Source organism: Streptomyces sp. Ru62, assembly GCF_002920615.1.
Classification (GTDB): domain Bacteria; phylum Actinomycetota; class Actinomycetes; order Streptomycetales; family Streptomycetaceae; genus Streptomyces.
The window spans coordinates 21,513-46,178 of record NZ_PQSU01000036.1; the positions used below are offsets into that span (position 1 = coordinate 21,513).

20 protein-coding genes and 4 pseudogenes are annotated in these 24,666 nt (G+C 69.8%); 9 read left to right on the forward strand and 15 right to left on the reverse strand.

Annotated elements, in window-relative coordinates:
- Nucleotides 1–147: 147 nt before the first annotated feature.
- Both C3492_RS45190 and C3492_RS35850 read right to left on the reverse strand, forming a co-directional pair.
- Nucleotides 148–606: a helix-turn-helix transcriptional regulator gene (locus C3492_RS45190; protein ID WP_219822110.1), complete on the reverse strand. Its 459-nt coding sequence runs from the start codon at nucleotides 604–606 to the stop codon at nucleotides 148–150.
- 1,562 nt (nucleotides 607–2,168) lie between these two features.
- Nucleotides 2,169–2,603: a tautomerase family protein gene (locus C3492_RS35850; protein ID WP_103816830.1), complete on the reverse strand. Its 435-nt coding sequence runs from the start codon at nucleotides 2,601–2,603 to the stop codon at nucleotides 2,169–2,171.
- A 514-nt stretch (nucleotides 2,604–3,117) separates the two neighbouring features.
- On the opposite strand from C3492_RS35850, the gene C3492_RS35855 reads away from it, so the two are divergent.
- Nucleotides 3,118–3,914 (forward strand): IS5 family transposase gene (locus tag C3492_RS35855; RefSeq protein ID WP_258056091.1). Its coding sequence is split into 2 segments (ribosomal slippage): nucleotides 3,118–3,450 and nucleotides 3,453–3,914, totalling 795 coding nucleotides; the frame shifts between segments, so codons are not numbered across the junction.
- 199 nt (nucleotides 3,915–4,113) lie between these two features.
- Here the strand turns inward: C3492_RS35855 and C3492_RS35860 are convergent.
- On the reverse strand, nucleotides 4,114–4,557 hold the full coding sequence (locus C3492_RS35860; RefSeq protein WP_258056080.1) for a hypothetical protein: 444 nt from the start codon (nucleotides 4,555–4,557) through the stop codon (nucleotides 4,114–4,116).
- A gap of 681 nt (nucleotides 4,558–5,238) precedes the next feature.
- Between C3492_RS35860 and C3492_RS35865 the strand changes: the two genes are divergently transcribed.
- Nucleotides 5,239–6,081 carry an SDR family oxidoreductase gene (locus C3492_RS35865; RefSeq protein ID WP_103816832.1) on the forward strand — a complete coding sequence of 281 codons (843 nt, stop codon included), beginning with the start codon at nucleotides 5,239–5,241 and terminating at the stop codon, nucleotides 6,079–6,081.
- A 333-nt stretch (nucleotides 6,082–6,414) separates the two neighbouring features.
- Here the strand turns inward: C3492_RS35865 and C3492_RS35870 are convergent, their stop codons facing one another.
- The 4 genes and pseudogenes from C3492_RS35870 to C3492_RS35890 all read right to left on the reverse strand — a co-directional run bounded on the left by C3492_RS35870 (nucleotide 6,415) and on the right by C3492_RS35890 (nucleotide 11,540).
- Nucleotides 6,415–7,065: a TetR family transcriptional regulator gene (locus C3492_RS35870; protein WP_219822111.1), complete on the reverse strand. Its 651-nt coding sequence runs from the start codon at nucleotides 7,063–7,065 to the stop codon at nucleotides 6,415–6,417.
- A gap of 1,254 nt (nucleotides 7,066–8,319) precedes the next feature.
- Nucleotides 8,320–9,170: pseudogene (locus C3492_RS35880) on the reverse strand (methyltransferase domain-containing protein).
- Nucleotides 9,171–9,393: 223 nt separating this feature from the next.
- Nucleotides 9,394–10,275, reverse strand: coding sequence for a glyoxalase III HchA (gene hchA / locus C3492_RS35885; RefSeq protein WP_103816835.1), 882 nt, complete (start codon nucleotides 10,273–10,275; stop codon nucleotides 9,394–9,396).
- An 860-nt stretch (nucleotides 10,276–11,135) separates the two neighbouring features.
- Nucleotides 11,136–11,540, reverse strand: a complete 405-nt coding sequence (locus tag C3492_RS35890; RefSeq protein WP_103816836.1) for a hypothetical protein — start codon at nucleotides 11,538–11,540, stop codon at nucleotides 11,136–11,138.
- A gap of 786 nt (nucleotides 11,541–12,326) precedes the next feature.
- On the opposite strand from C3492_RS35890, the gene C3492_RS35905 reads away from it, so the two are divergent.
- Entirely contained in the window at nucleotides 12,327–12,755 is a 429-nt protein-coding gene (locus C3492_RS35905) for a signal peptidase I (protein ID WP_103816839.1), read from the forward strand.
- Nucleotides 12,756–12,994: 239 nt separating this feature from the next.
- Nucleotides 12,995–13,507: a hypothetical protein gene (locus tag C3492_RS44305; protein ID WP_181140720.1), complete on the forward strand. Its 513-nt coding sequence runs from the start codon at nucleotides 12,995–12,997 to the stop codon at nucleotides 13,505–13,507.
- Between the two features lie 304 nt (nucleotides 13,508–13,811).
- Here the strand turns inward: C3492_RS44305 and C3492_RS35920 are convergent, their stop codons facing one another.
- The 5 genes from C3492_RS35920 to C3492_RS35935 form a co-directional block, all read right to left on the reverse strand.
- A complete protein-coding gene (locus C3492_RS35920; protein WP_103816841.1) occupies nucleotides 13,812–14,195 on the reverse strand; it encodes a hypothetical protein in 384 nt (127 codons plus the stop codon).
- A 430-nt stretch (nucleotides 14,196–14,625) separates the two neighbouring features.
- Nucleotides 14,626–15,018, reverse strand: a complete 393-nt coding sequence (locus C3492_RS44930; RefSeq protein WP_181140721.1) for a hypothetical protein — start codon at nucleotides 15,016–15,018, stop codon at nucleotides 14,626–14,628.
- Between the two features lie 106 nt (nucleotides 15,019–15,124).
- Nucleotides 15,125–16,228, reverse strand: a complete 1,104-nt coding sequence (locus C3492_RS35925; protein WP_146075756.1) for a serine protease — start codon at nucleotides 16,226–16,228, stop codon at nucleotides 15,125–15,127.
- A 118-nt stretch (nucleotides 16,229–16,346) separates the two neighbouring features.
- On the reverse strand, nucleotides 16,347–17,189 hold the full coding sequence (locus tag C3492_RS35930) for a hypothetical protein (protein ID WP_103816843.1): 843 nt from the start codon (nucleotides 17,187–17,189) through the stop codon (nucleotides 16,347–16,349).
- Nucleotides 17,190–17,230: 41 nt separating this feature from the next.
- On the reverse strand, nucleotides 17,231–18,325 hold the full coding sequence (locus tag C3492_RS35935; protein ID WP_103816844.1) for an alpha/beta hydrolase family protein: 1,095 nt from the start codon (nucleotides 18,323–18,325) through the stop codon (nucleotides 17,231–17,233).
- 193 nt (nucleotides 18,326–18,518) lie between these two features.
- Between C3492_RS35935 and C3492_RS35940 the strand changes: the two genes are divergently transcribed.
- The 5 genes and pseudogenes from C3492_RS35940 (at nucleotide 18,519) to C3492_RS35960 (ending at nucleotide 22,841) form a co-directional block, all read left to right on the forward strand.
- The gene (locus C3492_RS35940) at nucleotides 18,519–19,490 is read left to right on the forward strand and encodes a helix-turn-helix transcriptional regulator (protein ID WP_103816845.1); all 972 of its coding nucleotides are present in this window, start codon (nucleotides 18,519–18,521) and stop codon (nucleotides 19,488–19,490) included.
- 17 nt (nucleotides 19,491–19,507) lie between these two features.
- A complete protein-coding gene (locus tag C3492_RS35945) occupies nucleotides 19,508–19,651 on the forward strand; it encodes a DUF4240 domain-containing protein (protein WP_374938412.1) in 144 nt (47 codons plus the stop codon).
- Between the two features lie 255 nt (nucleotides 19,652–19,906).
- On the forward strand, nucleotides 19,907–20,065 hold the full coding sequence (locus C3492_RS46715) for a hypothetical protein (RefSeq protein WP_308461173.1): 159 nt from the start codon (nucleotides 19,907–19,909) through the stop codon (nucleotides 20,063–20,065).
- Between the two features lie 120 nt (nucleotides 20,066–20,185).
- Nucleotides 20,186–21,843 (forward strand): annotated as a pseudogene (locus tag C3492_RS35955) (IS1182 family transposase).
- A 140-nt stretch (nucleotides 21,844–21,983) separates the two neighbouring features.
- On the forward strand, nucleotides 21,984–22,841 hold the full coding sequence (locus tag C3492_RS35960; RefSeq protein WP_258056082.1) for a DMT family transporter: 858 nt from the start codon (nucleotides 21,984–21,986) through the stop codon (nucleotides 22,839–22,841).
- 192 nt (nucleotides 22,842–23,033) lie between these two features.
- On the opposite strand, the gene C3492_RS46720 is transcribed toward C3492_RS35960, so the two are convergent.
- The 3 genes and pseudogenes from C3492_RS46720 to C3492_RS35975 form a co-directional block, all read right to left on the reverse strand.
- The gene (locus C3492_RS46720) at nucleotides 23,034–23,420 is read right to left on the reverse strand and encodes a hypothetical protein (RefSeq protein ID WP_103816846.1); all 387 of its coding nucleotides are present in this window, start codon (nucleotides 23,418–23,420) and stop codon (nucleotides 23,034–23,036) included.
- A pseudogene (locus C3492_RS35970) lies at nucleotides 23,408–23,812 on the reverse strand (alpha/beta fold hydrolase); the annotation flags it as partial. The pseudogene C3492_RS35970 and the gene C3492_RS46720, both read right to left, overlap by 13 nt.
- Nucleotides 23,813–23,864: 52 nt before the next feature.
- Nucleotides 23,865–24,426 (reverse strand): annotated as a pseudogene (locus C3492_RS35975) (transposase); the annotation flags it as partial.
- Nucleotides 24,427–24,666: the final 240 nt, after the last annotated feature.

The following is a 24,666-nucleotide window of genomic DNA, read 5'->3' on the forward strand; positions in this document are numbered from 1 at the left end:
GGTTGTCCAGGAACTCGCCGGGACGGCGTTGCCGCACTTCCCCACCCGAGGGGCGGCGACCGCAACCGGTGCGGACGCCGCACGCCGACCTCACCCGGCGACGGCCCCGAGGGGTGCTCGGCTCCTGTTCCGCGCCTGCTCGCGCGGTCACCTGCCGGGGACGATGTGCAGGGCTGCGCTCAGTTGTGAGCGGGTGGTGACGCCAAGCTTGGGGAAGATGCGGTAGAGGTGGGAGCCGACGGTTCGGTGGGACACGAACATACGCTCCGCGATCTGGCGGTTGGTCAGCCCGTGCGCAGTCGGCACGGCGATCCGCAGTTCCTGGGCCGTCAGCTCGTCGCGGTCGCCGGGCGTCGGGCTGCCACTGCTCTCACCTGCGGCTCGCAGCTCGCCGCGAGCCGACTCGGCCCAGGGGGCGGAGCCCGGCTGCCCGAAAGTGTCCCGGGCGGCGCGCAGCGGTGCACGGGAGTCCTGAGTGCGGCGTCGGCGCCGCAGCCGGCGTCCGTGGTGCAGTTGCGGCCTGGCCCGGTACAGGGGCCATGAGCCCACCGGGCCGCTGAGCGCGGCCTGGTACGGCAGGTCGGCCTCCGGGCCGTCCGTGAGCATCGCCTCGGCGGCAGACGTCCGCGGCCACGTCCGTGTAGGTGGCGTTGCGCCGGAAGCCGCCGAGGACCATGGTCGCGGCGCCCAGCAGGCGCGTGCTGTCCGCGTTCGTCCAATCGGGAGCGAGGCGGGCCAGACTTTCCAGGACGGCGCGGCCCTGGTTGTCCGGGTCGGCGTATGCGCGTATGGCCGGCCCTCGTGGATCGTGCTCGGGCACCTCCAGAGTCCACAACTGGTCGATGAGGTCCCTGCGGGCCTGTGCACTGGCACCCTGCAAGAAGCACCTCTTGGCCGCCTGCCAGAGGAAGGTGACGGCGATCTTGGCTTGACCGCCGGAGTCGAGCCCGGCGGCCGACGCGGTGAGCCCGCGCACGCGGGCCTCGGAGTCGTCGTAGCGGGAGAAGTCGACGATCTCAACGACATTGGTGAGGCGCGCGGTGTCGACCGGACCAAGTGCGGGGACGTCGGCGCGCCGCACCAGTCGGACCGCCTCATGACGGGCGCCGATGCCGCTGGTGAGTCCCGCGGCGTGCATGACGAGCGAGGTACGCCAGACCTCGTTCTCGGTGAGATCCGCCGCCTTGCGCAGGGCGGCCACCGCGGTCATGACTGCGCCGCACTGTTCGGAGCGAGAGGCGTACTTCTCCAGCTCGGCCGCGATCTCCTCGCTGGTGCCCAGGACTGCCGAGGCCCTGTGCCGCAGTGGACACCTGGCCCAGCAGGGGATGGAGTGTCTGGTGCAGGGTCGTGTAAGCCGGCTCCGACTCGGACTCCACCCCGGCGGCGGCCAGGACGGTCAACCCCCGCGCCAGAGCCTGCCCTCGCACCACGTCCAGCAGAGCGGATGTCCCGATCCCGGCCTCGCCCCGCGCGATGAGACCGGCGCCGCGCCCGGCGACCGCTTCGTCCATCAGGCGCAGCAGGTGCGAGCCCTCTCGGCCACGACCCATGAGCGGCGGTGGAATCGGCGAGGGCTCAGTCGTCATGACTGCATGGTCCGCCGCCGCCCGACCGGAGCGACCAGTCATACGACTGCACTCGGCGGGTGCGTCGGGTCCGTAGGGACATCGTCGATGTCCGCCGCACCCCGTCCCGCCCCCCGCCGTTGTCCCGGTGTCCAGCGGCGAGACTGCCGCGAGGCGCGGCACGACGTGCGCATCCGCACCACTCCGCGGACCCCGTGCCTTCGGAGCACGCTTGAGCACCACGCGAACCGGCCGGGCCTGACGGCGCTGGACCGTCCCGGCCCCCCGGGAACAGTCGATCCTGCACGCCCGCGGCACCGACCGCGTACGCCCCTCGGACCACGCCCGGAGTATCAGCGCGTCGGTCCCGGCTGCGGGAACTGTCTCGCCCCGACCCGGCCGCGTACCTGCGACGGGTGCCCGGCCGGTGGCCGCCTGCGACCCGTACGGCTCCCCGAAGCCGCAGGGCTGAGCCGTGCCAGGGCCGAACTACGCCCTGACGGTCAGCCGCCGGGTCGTGGCCCGCGGGCTCGGCGCGGAAGCAGCGGTGCTGCGCCCGCGCGAGCCGGTACGCCGTCGAGGGGCGAGGCGGCGTCAGCCTCAGAGACCGGTGCCCTGGATGCCGTCGAGTTCGTCCGCGTGGGTGGCGAACCATTCGGCCTCGCCTCCGGGATGGGGCAGGATCAGTCCGTACTCCATGGTGATGTCGGAGTCGATCTCGTTGAGCCCGACGATCAGTTGCTTGGGCGACTGACCGGTGATGGACGTCCAGGACGCGGCGATGTTCTTGACCAGCTTCTGCTTCACCTCCAAGGTGCGGCCGGCGCGGATCGATCCGGTGATGCCGGAGATGTCGGTGTCCAGCTCTCCGGCGCTGTAGGCGATGCCCGACGGGAGCTCGTGGAAGAACACGTGGACGAATGCCTTCGGCGCTCCCGTGGCCTCGACGTGTGCGTCCGTGATCGCGGTGGCGACGGCTGCCTTCATGTCGTCGGTGAGCAGACCGACCGGGGCGGAGCACTGATAGATGGGCATGGGGCCTTACCTCCTGGCTGGGGGAGTGTGGCGTTTCTTCCGATGCACTCTTGAACGAAGTGATGGTCTCGCCGGCTCGACCGCCTGGCTTCAGTCATCTGACTCAAGAGCGCTGTGCCGCCGGCTTCCTTCTTCCGCACCGCGTGCCCCACCTGACCTGATCGCACTGCGAGGACCGGATCGGGGACTTCGACACCATCGACACGCAGTACGTGGGCGCGCGGCAGATCGTCAAGGGCTGGTACATCGAGGACAACGAGACTGTGCTGTCCCAGCTCGGCGTCAACTGACGGGCTCCCACCGCCCGTGGTGCCGTCCGGCGGGCGGCGGGACGGGACCCGGCCGCGCGGGGGCCGGCCGAGCGGGCCAAGGGTCGAGTGGCGCGTGTTCCCTCGCCCCAGGCGGTTCGGCCGGTGGCCTTCGCCCCGTCCGGGACCACGGCGAACCGGAAACCGCGCGTCGTCTTAGACGCCATCTCATTTGGCGTATTGGGTAGCCTGCTGGCGTGGGAATCGTGGAGCGGCTGGTGCCGGACGAGTTGTGGGAGCTGTTCCAGCGGGTGGTGCCGGAAGCGCCTACCCGGCCTCAGGGTGGCGGTCGGCGTCGACACGGTGACCGGGAAGTGCTGGCTGCGATCGTGTTCGTGGCTACGTCGGGCTGCACGTGGCAGCAGCTGCCGTCCGCATCGTTCGGGCCGTCGGGAGCGACGGCTCACCGGCGCTTCGCCGAGTGGACCAAGGCCAGGGTCTGGGCCAAGCTTCACCGTCTGGTCCTCGACGAACTCGGCGCCCGCGGTGAGCTGGACTGGTCCCGCTGCGCGATCGACTCGGTGAACATGAGGGCCCTGAAAAAGGGGACCTGACAGGCCCGAATCCTGTCGACCGGGGCAAGTACGGCTCGAAGATCCACTTGATCACCGAGCGGACCGGTCTGCCCCTGTCCGTCGGCATCTCGGGAGCGAACCTGCACGACAGCCAGGCGCTGATCCCGCTGGTGAAGGGCATACCGCCGATCCGCTCCCGGCGCGGACGTCGACGACGCAGACCGGGAAAGCTCCACGCCGACAAGGGATACGACTACGACCACCTGCGGCGATGGTTACGCCAGCGGGGCATCACACATCGCATTGCCCGCAAGGGCATCGAGTCCTCGACCCACCTGGGCCGGCACCGATGGACCGTAGAACGCACGATGTCCTGGCTTGCCGGATGCCGACGACTGCACCGCCGCTACGAGCGCAAAGCCGAGCACTTCCTCGCCTTCACCAGCATCGCCTGCACCCTCATCTGCTACCGCAGGCTTACCAAATGAGATGACGTCTTAGCCGTTGCGGCCGCAGGCCGATGTCGCAGGAGAAGCGGTAGGCGGGCGCCTGGAGGCTGACGCAGCGTGGCCCCGGCTCGCCGAGACGCGGAAGAACGGCTCTGGGGCCGCGCGGCGGCATGCCGCCCCGCTCCGCCACGACGAGGCGTGAGTTCCCCGCACGCTCCCCGCCACCAGGACGCGCCATCTACGGGCACCAGCGCTCCAGCATGAGGGTGGCCAGTGACAGGGCGGAATGCAGGCCCATGACCTCCGACACGGTGGGACGCACGACGTCCGACCAGTCTCCGCCGAGTGAGGGCCACCTGGCCAGCAGAACCGGCCCCGCGGCCAGTTGGAGGGTGGCCGTGACATCCATGTGGGGCGGACGGTTCGTGGGCGTCCGGCCCTCCGCGACGTCTCCCTCCCGGCCGCCGTGCGCACCGGCCGCCGAAGGCTCCCACGCCAGAACGACCCGGCCCGCTTCGACAGGGGCATCGGCGGCCTGTACCCAGGAGACACGCAGCAGGTCACCGGGGAGGCCGCGGGCGGTGCGCACGACCGCGCCGACCGCACCCACCGGCATGGGCAGCGCGCAGACCTTGTCCAGATCCATCAGGCCGGGCCGGTGCGACACAGCCGGGTTCGGCACGGACGCCGGTACGGCAGGTGTGCGTCCGGAGGCACCCGGGCGGCTGCCGGGCAGGGGCACGGCAGATTCCCCGGACCGGTGTGCACACTGCGGCGTCGTCCCGTCGAATGCTTTCATCCATGCCTCCGCATCAGGGCCACTGAGGTCACGCCTCACATCCACGCTCATCGTGCGTCGGCCGACGCGCCGAAGGCATCGGTCAGGTGACTGGCACACCCGGCATCACCGGTGGCAACCGGCCGGGAACACGCGCCGTACGTGGGCAAGGGGACGCGGTGGTTGCGCCGCGGCTGTGCATGGTGCGCACCATCGACGGCGGGAAATGTGCCCGCCGGCGAGCTCTTCGCCCCGGCACTCCCAGACGTCGCGCCGCCACACGCCCAGGCGGACGGAACCGTGGTCGCGGACAGCGTCGTTCTCGCTCGCCCTCTCTCTTGATCGTCGGCCCGTCGCCGCTGCCCCACGACGGCGGTCGCCGCTGCCCGCCGACGGCACCGGGCCGCTTACGTGGCGGCCGTCGGCGTATCCGTCGACCGGCGGGGAGTGGATTCGGCCACGCGCCTGGACGTGTCTCCGTCGCCTCCAGCCGGTGCCGACGACGTCAGTTGCGAATTGACTAACTAGTTAGTCAGAGAGTACGGTAGCTAACCGGTTAGTCAAAGTCCCCGAAAGGCACTCAGCATGTCTCAGCGCACCTGGTTCATCACCGGCATCAGCAGCGGCTTCGGCCGCCGGATGGCCGAGATCCTCCTGGCCGGCGGCAACCGGGTGGTCGGCACCGTCCGCGATCTAGATTCCGTCAAGGATCTCCAGGCGTCCCACGGCGACCGCCTGGCGGTGTACCGCCTCGACCTGACCGAGGGCGCGCAGGCCATCACCACCGTGGTCGACGCGGCATTCAAGACGGCGGGCCGCATCGACGTCGTCGTCAACAACGCCGGATACGGTCTCTTCGGTGCCGTTGAGGAGCTGACCGACGAGCAGATCGTGCACCAGATCGAGACCAACCTCCTCGGGTCCATCCGGGTCACACGTGCGGCCGTCCCGTACCTGCGGACCCAGGGCGGCGGCCGCATCATCCAGGTCTCCACCTACGGAGGCCAGGCCACCAACCCCGGCGCCTCCGTCTACAACGCCGGCAAGTGGGGCATCGAAGGATTCATGGAGGCCACCGCACTGGACCTGGCCCCGTTTGGTATCGGTGTCACCATCGTCGAGCCCGGCAGCGCCGGCACCGGGTTCCGGACGGGAGGCGCTCGCCTCGCAGAGCCGCTGGCCGCCTACGACGGAACGCCGGCCGCCATGGTCCGCCGTATCAAGGATCCGTCCCTGCCCTCCGTCGGAGACGTGGACAAGATGGTCGCCGCGATGATCGCCACGGTGGACCAGCCGGAAGCGCCGCGCCGGCTGGCGCTGGGCAGCGACTCCTACCGGTACATGCACGTTGCCCTCACCGCACGCCTCGGCGAGTTGGAGAGCGGCAAGGAGACCGCCTTCTCCACCGACCTCCCCGAGGCCGGCTGAACACGTTCTCGCCTGGAGGGCCCCGAACCACCGCACCACAGCACACGCCCGCCCCCTGCGGCGGCGCTCCGAGCGCCGCCGCGGGGGGCGCGCCCGCAGGTCACCGACGTTCGAAGGACCACCGTGGCCGCCGACTGCGACAGGCAGGTCCGGGCGCGACGGATACACCGCCCCCTCCCGAACCTGGCGCGTCGTCGAACTTCTTCCAGCTCGCTCACACCGGTCCGGGATCCAAACGCCGCTCGCGACCGGTACACCCGCGCGCCGAGCCGTCTCTGTGGCCCGAAGGCAATCAGCCGGAACTGACTGAGTCCTCCGGAAGCGCTGCGGCCGCTATCGGCTCGTAGGGTCTGCCCCCGGCGTGGTGGACAGGAGTGCGACGGCCCTCTTCACGTCTTCACGCAGTCGGTCCGCATCGTTCGCCGCGTCCGGGTCGAGTGTGGGACCGAAGGGGCTGATCGCCGACCACGCCGTGGCCAAGGCCATGATCGCGGTCAGGAGGAACTCGCCCCGGAATCCGGGGCCGCCGGAATTGCCGGCCGCTCCGGACGACAGCGCGTGCATCTTGCCCGAACGGGCCTCTGCCCGCGCCGTGACGCGGTCCGCGTCCTGCTCCAGGCTCGACCACAGCATCAGACGCATCAGCTCCGGATGGGCCATCGCAAAGTCGAACACGGCGCCGGCGTACCGCGGAAGGTCGTCAGGGGTGAACTCGATCTCCTCGTACACCCTCGCCAGACTCCGCTCCAGAACAGTCGTGAACAGGGCCTCCTTGTTGCCGAAGTAGATGTAGAGGAGGTTCTTGTTGCAGCCCACGCGGCGGGCGATGCGGTCCACCCGGGCGCCGGCGATGCCGTACGCGGAGAACTCCTCCATGGCTGCTTCCAGAATGCGCGCCTTCGTCTGTTCGGCATTGCCCGCAGCGCTCATGGGGCCTCCTCCTTGCACCGTGTGCAGGGCCCGCGGCGGCATCGACGCCGCCACGGGCCCTGCACCTAACCAGTTGGTCAGTCTACATACACGGCATCGCTCCTCCGGAACCTGCACAGCGAGCGGAACCGCTCCGAGGCCGTCGAGGAGCGGTCTTCACATGTGAGAAGCCGGATTGCGCAGGGCGTTCACCCCATGCCGCTGCTTGTGAGCGTCCACGTCAGGGGCGGCTCGCAGGCCGGAACCGGCAGGCCGCCTCTGCAGAGGCGCTGTACGCGCGGTGCGGTTGCGGGACCGGAGAACTCACACAGACCGCTGCGATGTCGGTCGGGCTCTCCTACCCGCGAATGATCAACGGCATGATGCGGCATGACGGCCGGTGCGGCGCCGGCGGAGAACAACCTCACTCCTGCCGACGCCCAAGGGCAACGGCCGGTTGCCGGTGGGAGGGTGTTGCCACCCGAAGGTCGCCAGTACGCGGCTGTATGCGAACGTGCTGGAGCGCGTCCTCGGGCAGGGAATCAAACACCCACCGCCCAGTCACCAAGGCGAACGTTGCCTGATGCGGCACTAGTTGAGCGTGTGTGCATGACGTCTGCCAGCCGGTGGGACGGGCCAGGCGCGCCCGGCACCGGTTGCCGATGAACTCGGCGAGCAGCTTTCCGTTCGAAGTGTCCCGTGGCCCCAGCCGCAGGGATGGAAAGACGAGCTGACCGAGCGCTGGAACGCCGCACGCCAGGATGGCGCACCGCCGCGCTGCCCCGTCGAGTCCAGACCGCCCGCCCGGGCCGCGAGCCGCAGCACACCGCGGTGAAACCTGGCAACGGAGCGTATTCCAGGGCGTTTCCCTCGACATGGTCCCGCGGCTCATGCGATGTGGCCGCCGCGCCTTCGACTTCCGGCGGCCGGTCTCAGCGACAGAGCTTCATGATGGTCCCGGGCTCCATGAGCACCGCAAGCTGGGCCCCGTTGCCGTACTTCTGACGGGCATGGACTGGCAGTGAGACCTGGGACAACGGGGTGGTCAACTCGGTGTCGCACCCCGCACACACGAAGACGAACACATACCCTCCGCCCGAGAAGCAGACGCAGCGTTTCAGATCGCAGACAGCCAGCCAACACGTTTTCTCCTCCGCCCCGGGGCACCCCTGCGCAAGGGGGCGACGGGACGCGTGCCCCGCTTCGCGGGCAGCCGAAGGTACGCGCGACAGCCGGGGCGAACGGGCAGGCCGTATCGGCCCGCCTGTCGCTCCCCGACGGGATCCAGGGCCGGCTCGTCGGTCAGCGGGCGCATGCGCCCGCTCCTGGTCAGCGCGGCTGGTAGGCGGTGGCCAGCACGGAGACGGTGACCTGGTCGGGCAGGAAGCGGCCGTCACTCAGGTCCGCGCGGCTCACGTGACGTGCGCTCGGCGTCATCGTCACCAGGTCCAGGGCATCCGGCTCGGACAGGGTCGCGGAGTACTCCACCTGTTCGGTGACGGCGGCCTCGAAGAAGGGATCCAGGGCCCGGTACAGGCGCGGTTCCTTGGCCGGGTCGGTCGTGACCATCGCAGGCAACCGGCCGCGCAGCTCAGCCAGGTGCCGCCCGGTGGGACGGACCACGATCAGCCTCCCGGTCGGGCGCGGCATCCGGTGGAACTCGGCCGGGTTGCGCGGGGCGAACACGTTCAGCACGGCATCGGCCGCCCCGTCGGCCAGCGGGAGTGGACGGAAGACGTCCCAGGCCACCGCGGCGGCTCGGTCGTGGGCTCGGGCTGCCGATCACAGTGCGCGCACCGACGTGTCCAGACCCAGACCGCGGGCGCCGGGCAGCCGGTCGAGCACGCGGGCCAGGTAGTAGCCCGTGCCACACCCCACGTCCAGCACCGTGGCCTGCTCGGACACTGCGCAGGCCGCCAGGCGGGCCGCGACTTCGCGGATGGGTGCGTAAGTGCCGGTGGACAGGAATCGGTCCCGGGCCTGGACCATGGTCGCTCGTCACCACTGGTGGGACGGGTGCCCGTCAGCAGCCCGGCGTAGCCGTGGCGGGCGATGTCGAAGGTGTGGCCCACCGGGCAGCGCAGTGCACCGCGGTCGGGAAGCAGGCGGCGCGTGCGGCACGTCGGGCGACGCAGCACGTCGAGGGAGAGTTCGAGAGCAGGGGGAAGCGACACGGGCACCGAGGCACTCCTGGCAAGGGTGAAGGGAAGAGTCCGTGCCTGCACGCGCGCTCGGAGCGTCACTGCCCCAGGGGAACGGCGGAGGGCGATGCCGTTCGGTATCGCCCTCAACGCCTTCCGGTCACAGGAAGCATCAGCGCGGGGTGCTCATGAATGCCACGTCACCAGTCTACGAGAACCGGCGAAGCCCTCGTCCGCCACCGAAGTTGGGAGGCGACACGGCCTATTCGGCGGTCGCGGCCGCCTCGACCAGGGCCTCAGCGGCGAGCAGACCGAGTTGGTGGGAGGCGAGGGGGCTGTCACCCGTCAGGAGCTTCCGGTCCCGGTGGGTCCTGCCGGTCATGTCGTCGTTGATGACGTTGAGTCCCTGCTTGCTCAGCAGATCGGCCACCAGCCAGGGCAAGCGGCCGGGAAGATAGCCGATCTCGAGGTTCGCCCCCTCGTCGAGTGCGTCGGGGAAGACGCAGACCGAATACCCCTTGAACAGCGACTCGTCCCTGCCCATCGAAGCAGCGAGCAGCGCCGCCGGGCCATGGCACAGGGTGATGATGAACTTGTCGTTGGACAGAGCCCACTCAAGCGTCCGGCCCACCGCCTCACTGGCCGGCAGCCCGACGACGGCCCCGTGTCCGCCTGGAATGAAGACGGCGATGTAATCCGAGTCCTGTCCGAGTTCCTTGGCGACGACCTCGGAGAGCTTCTTGGGCTGCTTGAGCTTCGGCTTGAGGACCTCGTACGTCCCCATGACCGCGTCGTCCTCGCGAGGCATCGCCCACAGCTCGAGCTTCGCCGGATAGCCCTCCAGCGTGGCGATGTCGACGTCGAAGCCCGCCTCCATGACGTGATGAAGCGGAAGCAGCATTTCCACCGGGTGGTTTCCGGTGGAGAACATCTTGCCGTTCTGCAGCAGGACGTAACGCTCCTCCGTCGCGATCATGAGCACCTTCCACTTCCCCCGGGTGTAGGCGCCCCTGCGCTGGACCCCATCGAAATCGGTCTTCGACGACGTGTACTGACTGAGTGAGTACGGCGACGGGAAGTACGCGTTGTCTTCGGCCGGGTCCGGCGTGGGGGCCCTGCTCAACCCGTTTGCGGCCTGGGACATGGCGGCCCACTCTCCTTGGTGCAGTGCAGGAAATGTGTCGCGCCCTGGGTCGCTCTGGCGTCGACCCTGCGGGCTCCACCGAGACGCATCCGCCCCGTCGCAGGGGTCCGTGTACGGGGTTCGCCGCCGCGCGGAGACGAAAGGCGCCCGTTCGAATTGACACTTCACATCCTGCCCGGCGCCCCCGCCCCACGCGACCGGACCGCTGCGGTCAGCTTCCCCCGAGACGGGATCTCACCAGGGCTTCCTCGGTCCGTTGGAGGCAACGGTCAGCTGGACATGCATCGCGGCGTCGCGCAGTAGGAGCCGCAGGGGCCCGTCCAGCTCTCACGGCCAGCGCTCCGCAGAACCAACGCACCATGGCCGGCGAAACAGGCATGGGAAGACGGCCCAGGTCAGGCCCCTGGCATGCCACCTGCCCTCCATCGCACCCGCGTACTCGCACGCGCTATCGACATCCAGAAGTAGAGGTGTTCTCGTCGTCCAGCTCGGCCTCGACCCGCACCCTCGACGCCAGGCCACCCCTGCCTGCACCTGGACACCGCGCGTCGCCGACGTCACGTGGGAGAAGACCCGCCGCCTGCCCGCACCCTCCGCCCACGAGGACGACCTGTGCCCGCGCGCCCACCAGCTGATGGACGCCGCCGCCCTGCGACACGCCTGCCTGACCGGCAGTCTGCTGAAGGGCGAGGGCCTGATCAAAGCCGACCAGGTCGCCGAACAGATCAGCCTCTCCGGCGCCCGAAGGGCCGGCTCGTCGCCCAGCAGACCATATGCCCGGTGCCCGCCTGCCCTCACCGACGAAGAGACCAGTCGCGTGGGCACCGGCGCCCATCGACGTCGGTCTGGCGGCGGATGGTCTACTTCGGCACGCGCGCGGCGGGCGCGGCCGGGCGCGCGGTCGGCGCGGGCGGAACAAGCACCGGGGCGGTCGACGGGGCCGGGGCGACGGGTGCCGTCTCCGGCTCCGTGACGGGCTTCGCAGTGCCGTCGACGGGTGCGCCGGCGGGCCCGCGGAGCAGGAGGTACAGCTGGTTCATCAGCGCCCCGAACGCCAGCAGGGAGGCGACGGGTGGCACGGCCGCGACCCCGTAGTCCAGCGGCTGGGCGCCCGGGCCGACGCCGGCGATGTTCAGGGCGATCGATCCGCCGGCGCCGAAGACGACCAGGCTGATCGCCCACCAGTCGATGCGGCGGGGCCAGGGCGGCGCGGAGGATGAGGACCTCGTCGGCGGCGTGGAACAGGTCGAGGGGTGGCGGGCCATGTCCAGGCGCGGATCGGGTCGTCGCGGAAGCCGTGGCGGGATCCGACGTCGTGGAGGTGCTCGTAGGAGAGCCAGAGGGAGACGCCAGTGAGGAGGAAGATCAGGGCGGCGGCGGTGATGGCGAGGGTGATGACGGCGAGGGCTGCGTCGTCGGCGTCTGCCGGCGGCTGTCGCCGCGACAGCGTCGGCGTCTAGGCCGTGGCAGAGGCCGTGGCAGAGGCCGTGCGAGGCCCAGACTGGGCGGGAGACGCACCCTTGGCCTCGGCGATGGCAGCGAGTGGGTACCGGGCTGGGAGGGTGTGTCGGTCGCACGGCACCGAAGTCGGTGCCACCATGACTGGTAGGGGGAAACGGGCTGTGTGTCATGGATGGGACGCAATGAACTGCTTCGACTGTACGCGCGCCTATCAAGCGGGGACCACCAACATCTCCCCGGATCCCGCCGTTGCCGCCTGCGCCCGCTGCGGGGCTGGGGTCTGCGGCCGGCATGCGCACGTCACCCCTGACCCCCTCGCATTGGCTTCCGGCTCAGGCACAGCGTCTCCATCCGCACGACGCATCACCTGCGACGTCTGCCACCCAGCCGAGAGCGCTGCCGCCGCGGGTTAGGTGGTGGCACGGGCGGGCGCGACGCCGGTCAGTGACGCGGTCAGGAAGGCTGCCGGGACGACGGCGGGGAACAGCGCGGTCCTGCCAGTGCGGGGTCGCCGTCCATGGCCCTGCTGTGCAGGTGGCAGTAGTTGCTCCTGTGAGGGCTGACGCGGCTGCCTGCTACCTTCCGGAGGCATGACCGACAGTGTGTACGTGGGGAATGCGGGCAGGGACGCGGCGCTCGACCGGGGGTGGCTGCTGGGGCATTTCAAGGACGCCTCCGATCCCCGGCACAGCGAGGACGTGGAGATCAAATGGGGCGTCCACCCGCGGGGTGACGAGCGGGCTCAGTGGGTGACCGGCGAAGAGCGGACCGCGCTGCTGGTCCTCATCAGCGGGCGCTTCCGGGTGGAACTGCCAGGGCGCAGCGTGGTTCTGGCCCAGCAGGGGGACTACGTCGTGTGGGGTCGGGGCGTCGATCACTCCTGGTTCGCGGAGGAAGAGTCCGTGGTGCTGACGGTCCGCTGGCCCTCCGTCCCCGGCTACAAGGTGACCGACGAGAATGGTTCCGCTGCCGACCAGAGCCATGCGTTCAGGACCGCGACCGACACGGTGGCCTCGTAGCGGACGGTCAACTTGTCCTAGCGGGTGGCCATCACACGGTGGCGCATGAGGCGTTGGTTGCGCATTCGGCCGCGTGGCGTTCGCGGTGGTCGGTCTGATCGGACTCGGCGGCCGACCGCCGCGAGAGCCGAGGTTCCTGCGATTGCGGAGCCGGTCCGCCGGGACGAGGATCGTTTCCTTGATCCCACGACGACGCAGGTAGGCACCGGTTCTTGCGGGACAGGGGGAGGAGCCGACGCGTGGACGCAGTAGTAGCGATCAGTCTGCTCCGCATGGCCGCCGCGGACCTGACCATGGAACCCTGGCAGCGCTCCCCGGACGCCTGCCTGGTCCAGTTGGGTCTGGACTCCCTGTCGGCCGGCATCGAGGCTCCCTCGCTTCCCCCGCTGGCCGGCCGCGCGCTTGGTGAGTATCCGCAGGCCCGCGAGCTGTTCGACCTTCTGCTGGAGGAGTTGGGTCTGCTGCCGCTGACCTGGGAAGATCCTGCCAAGGCGCGATGGGCCGCGGCCCACTGGTGGGCCCGCCAGATCGCGGCGCGCCGACTCGATCCCGTGCACGGAGCGAAGCTGATCCATGCGGAAGCCGCAGCCGAACTCGACCGCCCCGCCCGCGCTGCAGCCCATCGTCGACCCGGCGAGAGCGCTCGACCTGCCGAACGATCAACCTCCGGACCAGCAGCACGCGCGCGACCGGGTCACCTCCGTGGCGCGGGACTTTCGGCCGCAGAAGCGCACCGGGACCACGGCCTTTGAGCTACGTCGCATGACCCACCGTGACCGGTTCACGCTGAGCGAGTCAGAACCGTAAGCCGCGGACGAAGCCGGCCAGCCCTGGCCCGGGGTCGGCAGCGGCGCCGTGGTGACGCGGTGCGGTGTGCCGTCGCGGGCCAGAGTGTGGAGCGGCGATAGCAGGTCCGCCACGGCCCGATTCGGCGCGGGCAGACGCCGCCAGGGCTGCCCCGCCAGGGCCGGGGTGCGCCATGCCCCTGCTGGAGGCCGGGGAGGGCGCCGTCACGGGATCAAGACGGCGCGAAGACGCCCCCACGGCGGCGAAGAGTCACTTCTGCCACCCGACCGTCTCCGGCAGGGGGGTGCCGAAGATCGTGGCGCCGACGTTGGCCAGTCCCTTCTTGACACCGTAGACGGAGGGACCGCTGTACAGCGGCAGGAAGACGTACTGCGCGAGTTCCTTGCGTTCGATCGCGTTGGCCTGGGCCGTCTGCTTCGCGGGGTCGGATATCCGGGACGCCGCGTGGATCTCCTTGTCCAGTTCGGGCGTTCCGGTGCCGGTCAGGTTGGAGTCACTGTCGGTGCCGTAGAACTGGTGAAGGTAGCGAGCGCCGAAGGGGTCCGTCGAGCGGTTGCCGGAGTGGAAGAGGTCGAAGTCGCGATCGCTGAGGATCTTGGAGAAATCGGCTTGGTCCGCCTTCTTGATGTCCACCTGGATGCCGACCGGTTTTGAGCATGGCGGCGAACGCGTTGGCCGTCGAAGTGGGTCCCGGGCAGACAGCTCGTCCTGCGGGGGCCGGGGACACCGGCGACCTCTGTCCGGTTGTTCGATTGGTCGCGCACCGACGGCCTGCAGTTCAGCGTAGGCGCGGGTGGTGGCGAGACGGTGGGAGTCGATGACGATCCGGCGGACGCGCAGGTGGTGACCATGCTGAGCGACGACAGCCGCGGCGTTCCCCGGCTCACGGCGCTCGTCCGCATCACCGCGTGGTCGGGGACGCCGTCCAACCCCGAGCCGACAAGTTCGCCCGCTGGGAGTCCTTCGACCTGCACGCTCTCCGTGCGTCTTCGGAAGCGGACGCCGGAGCCGTCGACCGCGGGGCCCGTCATCGTCCGCGACCGAGACCTCCTTCCGCCAGACGTCAGCGGCCGGTCCAGATGAACTTTCCGGGGCGAACCTCCAGTCGGTACTGGACCTCGTGCACGGCGAGGCGGGCTCCCAGCCAGCAGCGGTACAGGGCGGCCTCGCGCGGGCTGGCCAGCCCGTTCCTGATCCGGTCACGTGTGTCGTTCATCCGGGCGTCGGTCAGGTTCGCGGCCCAGGCGACGTACTCCCTGTAGGTGTAGCCCTCTTCGCGGGCCACGGCCTCCAGGGCTTCCTTGTACTCGGGGAGGATGTTGCCGATGCGTTCCATGCGCACCCGCCACCGGAAGATCGTTCCGTCGCTCATGCGGTCGGTGGTCCAGCCGTTCTCGTCCGTCCAGCGGTTGTCGTGGTCGTCCCCGCGGTTGTTCCCGCGCCTGAACAGTGCCATGCCTTCTTCTCCTCCTTGGCGGTCGCGGTCCTGCGCTCGCGGCAGGGTGGCCCGGAGAGCACCTCGCTGCACGGGGCGGTGCCCGTCTTCGGCGCACACCGACGGCTTATGCCGGGCTTGCCGCTTGGGCGGCGTCGTAGACGGCCTGTTCCTCGGCGCCGAAGTGGGTGGAACTCATGTGGGGGCCCTGCACCCAGCCGAGGATGCCGATGATCTGGGCAGGGTCGTCGTAACGGGAGAAGACCCCGACCTGGACGCCCGCACCGGCGGTGGGATCGAAGTTCTGCAGCAGGGCGCCGCCGCTGCATCCGGGTGACTGGGCGCCGGCCATCACGTCGTTGTAGTAGACGGGATCGTTGTGGGTGGGGCCCTGGGTGACCATGAGACTGCGGCCGTCGAAGGTCCGTTGGAGCGCGGCCGGCACGTTGCCGGGGCGGTAGTAGTTGCGTTCGTTGATGGTCGGGTAGCCGAAGACGTGGTGGGTCTGGTTCTGCGGCTGGCCGAACGCGATTTCCTGACCTCCGGTGACCTCGGCGATCGGGCGTGGATCGTCAGGGTCGGCCACGACAACCGCGGCCATGTCACGTCCCAGCAGCCAGTCGGCGCTCTGGCTCCAGGTGTTGGTGATCCACTGGCGGGTGACTCCCCAGACCCCGTACGGGGCGATGTCCCTGCCCGGGAGCCGTGTGCTGGAGGAGCCACGGGGCAGGTTCGCTCCGTCGAATCCCGGTACGAAGACCATGTTGGTGGCGACGACGTCGCCGAAGCCCACGTCGAGCGGGGTGTGGATGCGCAAGCAGTGGGCGGCGGTGAGTACGACGCTGCGGTTGGCGCTGCTCACCACGTTGCCGGAGCACGACGACGTCGACGTGGCACCGGTCTCCACGTCCGTGTACTCCATGAAGATCTTGCCGGCGGTGCGCGAGATGCTCCCGTGCTCCCGCGGCCACGGCCTGCTGAGGTCGTCCCAGCCTCCGGGTGGCGCGGTCGCGTCCCCGTCCTCGTTGTTGAGGCCGGCGTCGGCCATCTTCCCGAGGGTCCAGTACTCCACCTCGGCCCTGAGCCTTTCCTGGTGGTCGGGGCCGGCCGGGACCAGCGGGCGGAGTTCGAAGGCGGGGACGGCGGCTCGTGCCGGGGGTGCCGCGATCAGCAGCGCGGCCGTCAGGGTGAGAAGGCCGAGTACGGTGGTGAGGGCATGTCGTGACGGCATGCGGGTGAGCAATGCTTCCCCCTCCTCGGGGTGCTCGGTGCGGACGACTGCGCCGGGGAGGCGGCCGATGCGGGCTCTCCGCCTCGCGGCGGTGCGCTTCCGGTGCCGGCGGCCGGCCTCACGGGTTGCTGGTCACCTCGAAGCCCGCGCCGTACACGCCGGCGGGCGTGGCGGCGTCCCGGGCGCGCAAGTCGGCGAGGATGTTGGCCGAGCTGGTGTATTCGAACGGCGGCAGGGACAAAGTGATCGCTTTGGTGATCCCGGCCCAGGGGCCCTCGGCCTTGAAGCCGTTCTCCTGGGAGGGAAGTTCGCTCCCAGGTACGTGCCAGACGGCCGGTCCTCCCGAGTCACCCGTCAGGTTGGCGGCCGGCGACCTGTAGATGCCGCCGGTGTTGTCCATGATGGTTCCGAACCACACACCTGTCTGGCCCGCCACGATGAGTTCGTCGTCCCCGGTGGCGAGCAGTCGCTCGGAGTCGAGCGCGGGCTGTAGGGCGTTCGGACTGGCGGTTCCGCCGGGAACCCGTACCTCGCCGGTCTGCTTCAGGTAAGGGCCCCGCGAGGAGAGCGTCACCTGCGGGACCAGCTCGATGATCATGTAGTCCTTGGTCATGTGACCGGTCTGTGAACCCTCGGGGTCCTTGAAGTAGCGCACGTGTCCGATCGGGCCGAAAGCGGGATCCGCCCGGTCGTAGACGGGCGCGACGTCGTCCGGGATCTCGCGGTCCGCGTAGGTGCCGTCGGGGTCGTTGAGGCAGTGACCGGCCGAGATGGCGATCCGGTGCCCGTACTTGTCGTCGCCCACCGCGCCGATGGTGCAGAAGGCGAACGGTGCCGACGGACTGAAGAGGATCTGCATCCCGTTGTGGACGCGCTTGCCCGTGTCGGCCCGGGCCGCGCCGGCTGCCACGGTCCACAGGACCGTGAGGCTCAGCACCAGGACGCACCATCGTCTGATCATGTGCCAACCCTGTCTGTCGGAGAGTGAGGGGTGCTGAGCGGTCAGGAGGACGCGAACGCCGCTTCGAGACGCGGCACGAAGTCGACGAGGTCCCGCGCCCAGCAGCCGCTGGTGTGGCCGCCGTCGCATTCGTCGCCCCACCTGGACCCGTCCCCGTAGTCCACGTAATGGGAAGGGTGTCCGAGTTGGTCCAGACGCTCCTTGGCGTGCTGGGACGCCGACTGGACCCAGAACTCCGGCTCGGCGGGGCTGCCCTGCCCGTTCCCGGTGTACAGCGTGACGCCCGTACCGGCCCTCGCCAGGACGTCCATGTGCGCCACCGGATCCGCCTCGTCCCAGCGCCAGTCGGCGCCGAAGACCGGATACGGCGTGCCGAAGACGGCGTCGCTGGACACCGCAGGCCCGAAGTCGAGACCGCATGTGGGGTTCGAGCTGCCGCAGAGCGGGGCTCCGATGTTCGTCAGCGTGGCGACGACGGCCGCCCGCATGACGCCGTGCTGGAGGGAGAGTTCGTCGGCACCGGAGAGCGAAGCGACCTGACTGAACAGGCCGGGATGTCTCTGGGCGTAGTGCAGTGCGCCGAAGCCGCCCATCGAGAGTCCGGCGACGGCCCGGGCCCTCCGTGCGGAATCCGTGCGGAGATTGGCGTCGATGAACGGGATCACCTGAGTGATGTGGAAGTTCTCCCAGTTCTGCGCCCCGGCGGCGGTGCCCTGGTCGAGCCAGTTGGTGTACCAGCCCCTGCGGCCTCCGTCCGGGATGACGGTGATCATCGACTGGGCCGCGGTGAGGGCCGGGTAGGCCACGTTCGGGTTGCCCGGATCGTCCGACGCGCCGTGCAGGAAGTACAGGACCGGGTAGCGCTTGTCGGGGCGGTCGGCGTAGTCGGCGGGCAGCAGGATCCGGATGCGGTGCTCACCGTCGACCTCGGGCGTGGTCACGGTGATCACGAAGTTGGTGGCGGAGCCGGTGGTGGTGCCGACCTGGGTCAGTCCGAAGCCGTCGGTCATCTGCGGTGGGCGCGCGTCCGGATCCGCGGCCTGTGCGGACGGCATACCCGGAAGGAGGAGGGCCGTCGCCAGGGCGATGGCCGCCGCCGTCGCACGCTTGAGCCGGGTGGGCAGAGCTGATCTCATCAGGTGTCCTCCGGGGGGTGATGCGAGGGGACGGGACGGGTGGTCAGCCGGTCACGGAGCATCTCACCGCATCACTCCACGTGACGCCATACGTACACGTGGCGCAGTCGGGCCGCTGGCGCCATTGCGCCAACACGGCAGTACTCTGCTAGGGGTTGGGCTGACCGGTCCCGGTTCGGCGAGGGGGAAAGCCGTGCATGACGTGTTCGACCCGGACTCCGACCGAGGGCGGGTCTACCGGTTCCTGGTCGGTCACCCGCACGCGTCTGCCCCACGGTTGGCGGCCGGGACCGGACTGAGTGAGACGGCCGTCCGGGCCCTGCTGGAGGAACTCGCCGCCGAGGACATCGTGCTGACGGCTGATTCCGGGGACGCGCGAAGCCGTTGGGAAGCGATGCCACCCACCCAGGTCGTCGAGGCGCTGCTGCGGCGCGATGACGTGGTGCGCACCGCGTTGCGGCACACCGGTACGGAGATGGAACGGGTCTACCGCTCCGCCAGGAGGGACGCCGGTCACTACGAGGCGCTGGAAGTCGTCGAGGACCCCGTACGCGTCCTGGCGGTCAGCAGGCAGCTCCAGCAGTCGGTGCGCCACCAGCTCCGCGTCATTGACGTGCCACCGTACTCCGGCACTTCCGACCACTACCTCGCGCAGGAGGCGCTGCAGCGCGAGCGCATGGCCGCCGGCGTCGTCTACCGTGCCATCTACCACGGATCCGCCTTCGACGACCCCATCGCCTGGCCCAACATGGCACGCATGATCGAAGCCGGGGAACAGGCACGGACCTTGGACGATCCGCCCATGAAACTGGCGATCCGTGACAACGATCTCGCGGTGGTCACCCTCGCTGCCGACGACCGTCCCGGACTCGTCTCCCTGCTGATCCGTCCCTCCGGTCTGTTCCAGGCGCTCTCCAACACCTTCGAGTCGCTGTGGAGACTCGCCGTTCCGGTATCGGCGGCGGGAATCGGTACGCCGATCGACGCCCGGGACCGCCAGATCCTCACCCTCATGGCCAGCGGCGCCACCGACGAAGCGATCGCCAGACACCTGGGCCTGGGCCGCCGCACCGTCGTGCGCCGCGTCTCCGCCCTCCTCGACAGCCTGGGCGCCACCACCCGTTTCCAGGCGGGGGTCCAGGCGGCACGGCGCGGCTGGCTCTGAACCCGCGGTGACAGCCTATGCTGTGGCCGGGCTTCCTGGGCGAGGACGCGGTCTATCGGTGGGACGTATGGGCAGCCGCCTTTCTCGTCGGTGGGGGCTGCTCCGATGACCGGTTCAGCGACTTCACGGCGGGTCTCGTGGCGCTCGGACGTGAGTGGTAGTAGGTCACCGCCGTCGACGGCGACGGCGAGCCGCGGTTCCTGCCCGTGGTCTCCGAGCGGGCCCGCGCCAAGTCGAACCGGATGGCCGAGAAGATGACGCGCCCGCCGAAGCAGAAGGCCCGCCCGCTCGGGCAGCTGCGCGCGTGGTAGAACGCGAGCGCGATCCTCACCTCCGGTGTCGCCGCCGACGTCGTCAACTCCCTCCTCGGGTACGCCCGCGCCGCGGCCGCCGCCATCGGGGCCCGGGTCGCCGCCGTGGTCGACGTCGCCCTGGCGGCCGTCGACGTCGCCGCGGTGGTGTTCGTGATGAACAGCGGCGGCCGGTTCCACCGCCGGCACCTGCTAGCCGAAGCCCGCCGTCACCTCGCTTTCGTGCTGCGCGGCCGCCGTCGCGAGCGGAGCCAGCCGATCTGACCCTCGACCCCGCCCTTCTCGTGACACTGTTGGCGAATCCTGGGGGCTGAACGTGACGTCGGCCTTCATGCCCCGTTGTGGTCATGAAGGCCGACGTCGTGTTTGGGGGGGAGGGTGGCGGTGTCGTTGCACGTCAGGAAGATCGGTGGGGTTCCGGAGGAGACGGCCCGGGTAGCGCGGGCCGCGTTCCCGAAGGGCAGTCTGGCGATACGGATCCGTGACGAGCTGGGCGAGCTGTTTTCGGACGCGGACTTTGTCGGGTTGTATCCGAGCAGGGGGAAGCCGGCGTGGTCGCCGGCTCGGCTGGCGCTCGGGTCGGTCATGCAGTTCGCCGAGGGCCTGTCGGACCGGCAGGCCGCGGACGCCGTGCGCGGGCGGCTGGACTGGAAGTACCTGCTGGGGCTGGAGCTGGCCGATCCAGGGTTCGACCACTCGGTGCTCACCGAGTTCAGGGACCGGCTGATCGCCGGAGACGTCGGGATCAAGCTTCTTGACCGGGTCCTCGAGGCCGCCGCGGAGCAGAGCTTGATCAGGGCAGGTGGCCGTGCTCGTACGGACTCCACGATCGTGCTGTCTGCCGCGCGGCAGATCAACGGACTGGTGCGACTTGGTGAAACCCTGCGGGCCGCGCTAAACAGCGTGGCGGCCCGCGAGCCGGAGTGGCTGGCTGGGTGGGTTCCGCCTGAGTGGTTCGACCGGTACGCGATCCGGTTCGAGGACACCCGGCTGCCAAAGGGGAAGGCCAAGCAGACGGAGCTGATCGAGCAGATCGGCGCCGACGGGCTGAAGCTGCTCGCGGCCCTGCATGCACCGGACGCCCCTGGCTCCCTGAGGCGGCTCGACCGGGTCCAAAGCCTGCGCCAGATGTGGATCCAGCAGTACGTCGTCGACAACGGCCTGGTCCGTCGCCGGGATCTCAAGGACCGCCCGCGGGCGCAGAGCGGCTGGTCACGCCCTACGACACCGACGCGCGGGGCAGCGTGAAGCGCGGCATCTTCTGGGACGGCTACAAGGTCCACCTCACCGAGACCTGCGAGCCGGACAGCCCGAATCTGATCACACACGTCGCCACGACGGACTCCACTGTCCAGGACGTGCGGCTGGTCGCCCCGATCCACGCCCACCTCGCCGAGCGCGACCTCCTGCCCGACCGGCACCTGGTCGACGCGGGCTACGCCACAGCCAGGGAAGTGGTCACCGCACGCCGAAATCACAAAGTCAATCTGGTGGGCCCAATCCTCGCTTCCACCAGCTGGCAGACCAAAGACGACGGTGGCTTCTCCCAGGCCGACTTCACCATCGACTGGGAGAACCGACAGGTGACCTGTCCCAACGGCGCGACCAGCAGCCGTTGGGCCGAAGACCGCTCCCAGGAGGGGACAGCCGTGGTCCGAGCACGGTTCCCGACGGCTGCCTGCCGGGCCTGCAAGGCCCGAGAGCAGTGCACCCGCTCCAACACCAAGTGGGATATGGGCCGTCGGATCACCCTCCGCCCGCAAGCGGAGTATGAGGCGATTCAGCAGGCACGAGCCCAGGAAGACACCCAGAAATGGAAAGAGCAGTACGCGCTCCGGGCCGGTGTCGAAGGCACGATCTCTCAGGGCGTCCGATGTCTCGGCCTACGACGATGTCGCAATCACGGCCTGGCCAAAGCCCGGCTACAGCACCAGCACACCGCAACCGCGATGAACTTCCACCGGCTCAACGCCTGGCGGACTGACACCCCACGGGCTCGCACCCGAACATCTCACCTGGCAGCCCTCCGGCCAGCCCAGTAGAACTCAGCAGAGGCTCCACAGTCGTGCTCCCTTTGATCTCTCTGAGATGCGGCCTGTCGTGAGGGAAGACAGGGCGGTGCTGTCGTGAAGCGCGGCGAAGCGTGACTACCCCAGCGGATTGAGACGGCGGCGCTGGGCACATGGAGCAGATGGGTGCCCTTCTCGCGTTGACTTCTGCGGTCTGCTACGGCGTCGTCGACTTCGCCGGCGGGCTGCTGTCCCGTCGGGTCCACTTCGCCGTGGTCACCTTCCTCGGACAGATCGGAGGCCTGCTGCTCGCGCTCGCAGCCGCTCTTCTGTTACCCGCCGAAGCAGTCCGGCCAGCTGATGTGATGTGGGGAACTCTCTCCGGTGCTGGCAGCGCGACGGCCATGCATTTCCTCAATCGCGGTCTGAGCCGCGGTGCCATGAGCGTGGTGATACCCGTGAGCGCCGTCACCGGAGTGGCCCTGTCCGTGTTGTGCGGGGTGTTCTTCCTGGGGGACCGTCCCACACCACTGGCCTGGCTGGGCATCTGTATCACCGTGCCCGCCCTGTGGCTCGTCTCCGCCGGCGGCACCAGCCGCGGAGACAACGAAGGGACACAGTCCGGGCCGGTACTGACAGACGGCCTGGCCGCTAGCCTGGGGGTGGCCGTGCAATATGTCGGCCTCGCCCAGGTGGATCCGGCAAGTGGTCTCTGGCCGGTGGCTGTCGGCCGCCTCACCGCGGTGCTCCTCCTGCTGCCGGCCACCTGGCGACACACCTCCGAGTTCAGGCGATCCGCCAGGTCATGGGGCTGGGCGGTCCTGATCGGAGCGGGAGCCGCCCTCGGCCTCATCCTGTATCTCTGGGCCACCCGACTACAGATGCTGGCCATCGCTGTCGTCCTGGCCTCTCTCTACCCGGCCGTCCCGACGGCCCTCGGGCTCACGGTGCTGCGCGAAAAGGTCACCCGCGCACAGGTGACAGGCCTGGTAAGTTCGGCCGCCGCTGTCATCCTGCTCAGCCTCGGGTGAATGCCCCGCTCCGTCCTCGGGCTAGGCCATCCGTCCCCACCGAGTCGAAAACCTTCTCACTCAACCGACCAGATGTGCCAACAGTGTCTTCTCGTGGGCGGAGTCGAGGCCCGGCAGGCAGTGCGCGGCATCGATGCCGCCGAGCGGAGGTGGCAACGGCACGCTGCGGGGCCGGCACCGCAGGCTGCGACGTCAGGGGTGCACGAGCACCGTGAACAGCTGTTCCAGTGTTCGGGTCAGCGCGGTCTCGTCGGCGCTTTTGAGGGAGGAGTCGCCGATCACTGTGCGCATCAGCCGCTGTCCTGCCGCTCCCCCCTCGAGCACGCCCGCGCCGCGGCTGCCGCGATCCGGGCCCGGGTCGCCGCCGTGGTTGACGTCGCCCTGGCGGCCGTCGACGTCACCGCGACCGTGTTCGTGATGAACGACGGCGGCCGCTTCCACTGCCGGCACCTGCTTGCCGGCGCCCGCCGCCACCTCGCCTTCGTCCTTCGCGGCCGCCGCCGCGACCCCGGTCTGGACGACCAGATCGTGGCCGCCGCCATCTCTGAGGGGAACGGTGTCGGCTATGAGTCGAGCCATCCGCCGATGTCCGCGGGGCCGTTCGGGTTTGCACCGCCGGGGCCGGCCTCGACGAGCACGAGCGCGCGGACGAGCCCGGGATGCGCGGCGGCGGTGAGCATGGCCGTGTGCCCGCCCAGTGACTGGCCGACCAGGACGGGCCGCTGCAGCGCCAGCTGATCGACAACGGCGATGACGTCGGCGCCGTAGGCGGCGCGGGAGACGTCCCGCGGGTGGCGCTCGCTGGCGCCGTGCACGCGCTGGTCGACCGCGACGACCCGATACCGGGAACTCAACCTCCGTGCCAGCACGTCCCATTCACCCGCGTGACCGGCCAGGCCGTGCAGCAGCACGATGGGCTGTCGCGGCCCGCCCCAGTCCCGGCAGGCAAGCCGGACACCTTCTCGCACCACCACGCGTTCAGACCATGTCACGTCGGCCCCCCAGGGAATCGGCTGGCCTCGATCATGCCGCAACCGCCTCGGGGCGTTCGACGAGCCGGCCGCGTTCGAAGCAGGCTCCGGCGCGGAGGAGGGCGACCAGGTGGGGGGCGTTCACGGCCCGCCACCGCTGCTGGGCGGACTCGCCGGCTTGAAGACCATCGCCAGGGCGGCGGCGCGGGAACCGGCGCCGCGGGTGACCTTGGTCCGCAGCCGGACCGTGGCGAACGTGGACTCAATCGGGTTCGTGGTCCGCAGATGGATCCAGTGCTCGGCCGGGAAGTCGTAAAACGTAGCAGCTCGGCCTGGTCGTCGGTGATCTTCTTGACGGCCTTGGGGAACTTCGCGCCGGAGAGTTGCACGAACGTTTTGATCGCCGCCTCGGCGTGCTGCTTGTCCTCGGCGCTGTAGATGTCCTGGATGGCCTTCTTCGCCCCCGGCTGCGCGGACTTCGGCAGGGAGTCAAGCACGTTTGCGGTTTTGTGAACCCAGCACCTCTGCTCGCGGGTAGTGGGGAACACCTCGGCCAGCGCCTTCCAAAAGCCCAGGGCACCGTCCCCGACCGCGAGGCCGGGGCGCGCATGCCCTCCGCCTCTGCTTCATGTCGGCGGGCCGTCCCGGCCGGGTTGCCTCCACCGCGCGGCTGCATCCGGGCGTCGGCCCGTCTCCGTCGGCTGTCTCGCGCCGGGCCGCGGCGGCCTGTCGCCGTCACCCCGAGTCCCGCCCGTACTGGCGGTCACCGGCCGCTACTGGCTGCCACGGGCCGCCACGGCGCCCGTCGTCGGCTGTCGGCCGTGAGCCGTCGGGCCACCGACTACCGGGCCGGG

Bases quoted from the DNA above. Each gene is read 5' to 3' on its own strand.
- C3492_RS45190 (WP_219822110.1), bottom strand. From the start codon at position 606: ATGCTCACGGACGGCCCGGAGGCCGACCTGCCGTACCAGGCCGCGCTC.
- C3492_RS35850 (WP_103816830.1), bottom strand. From the start codon at position 2,603: ATGCCCATCTATCAGTGCTCCGCCCCGGTCGGTCTGCTCACCGACGAC.
- C3492_RS35865 (WP_103816832.1), top strand. From the start codon at position 5,239: ATGTCTCAGCGCACCTGGTTCATCACCGGCATCAGCAGCGGCTTCGGC.
- hchA (WP_103816835.1), bottom strand. From the start codon at position 10,275: ATGTCCCAGGCCGCAAACGGGTTGAGCAGGGCCCCCACGCCGGACCCG.
- C3492_RS35890 (WP_103816836.1), bottom strand. From the start codon at position 11,540: ATGGCCCGCCACCCCTCGACCTGTTCCACGCCGCCGACGAGGTCCTCA.
- C3492_RS35905 (WP_103816839.1), top strand. From the start codon at position 12,327: ATGACCGACAGTGTGTACGTGGGGAATGCGGGCAGGGACGCGGCGCTC.
- C3492_RS44930 (WP_181140721.1), bottom strand. From the start codon at position 15,018: ATGGCACTGTTCAGGCGCGGGAACAACCGCGGGGACGACCACGACAAC.
- C3492_RS35925 (WP_146075756.1), bottom strand. From the start codon at position 16,228: ATGCCGTCACGACATGCCCTCACCACCGTACTCGGCCTTCTCACCCTG.
- C3492_RS35930 (WP_103816843.1), bottom strand. From the start codon at position 17,189: ATGATCAGACGATGGTGCGTCCTGGTGCTGAGCCTCACGGTCCTGTGG.
- C3492_RS35935 (WP_103816844.1), bottom strand. From the start codon at position 18,325: ATGAGATCAGCTCTGCCCACCCGGCTCAAGCGTGCGACGGCGGCGGCC.
- C3492_RS35945 (WP_374938412.1), top strand. From the start codon at position 19,508: ATGCTGTGGCCGGGCTTCCTGGGCGAGGACGCGGTCTATCGGTGGGAC.
- C3492_RS35960 (WP_258056082.1), top strand. From the start codon at position 21,984: ATGGAGCAGATGGGTGCCCTTCTCGCGTTGACTTCTGCGGTCTGCTAC.
- C3492_RS46720 (WP_103816846.1), bottom strand. From the start codon at position 23,420: ATGGCTCGACTCATAGCCGACACCGTTCCCCTCAGAGATGGCGGCGGC.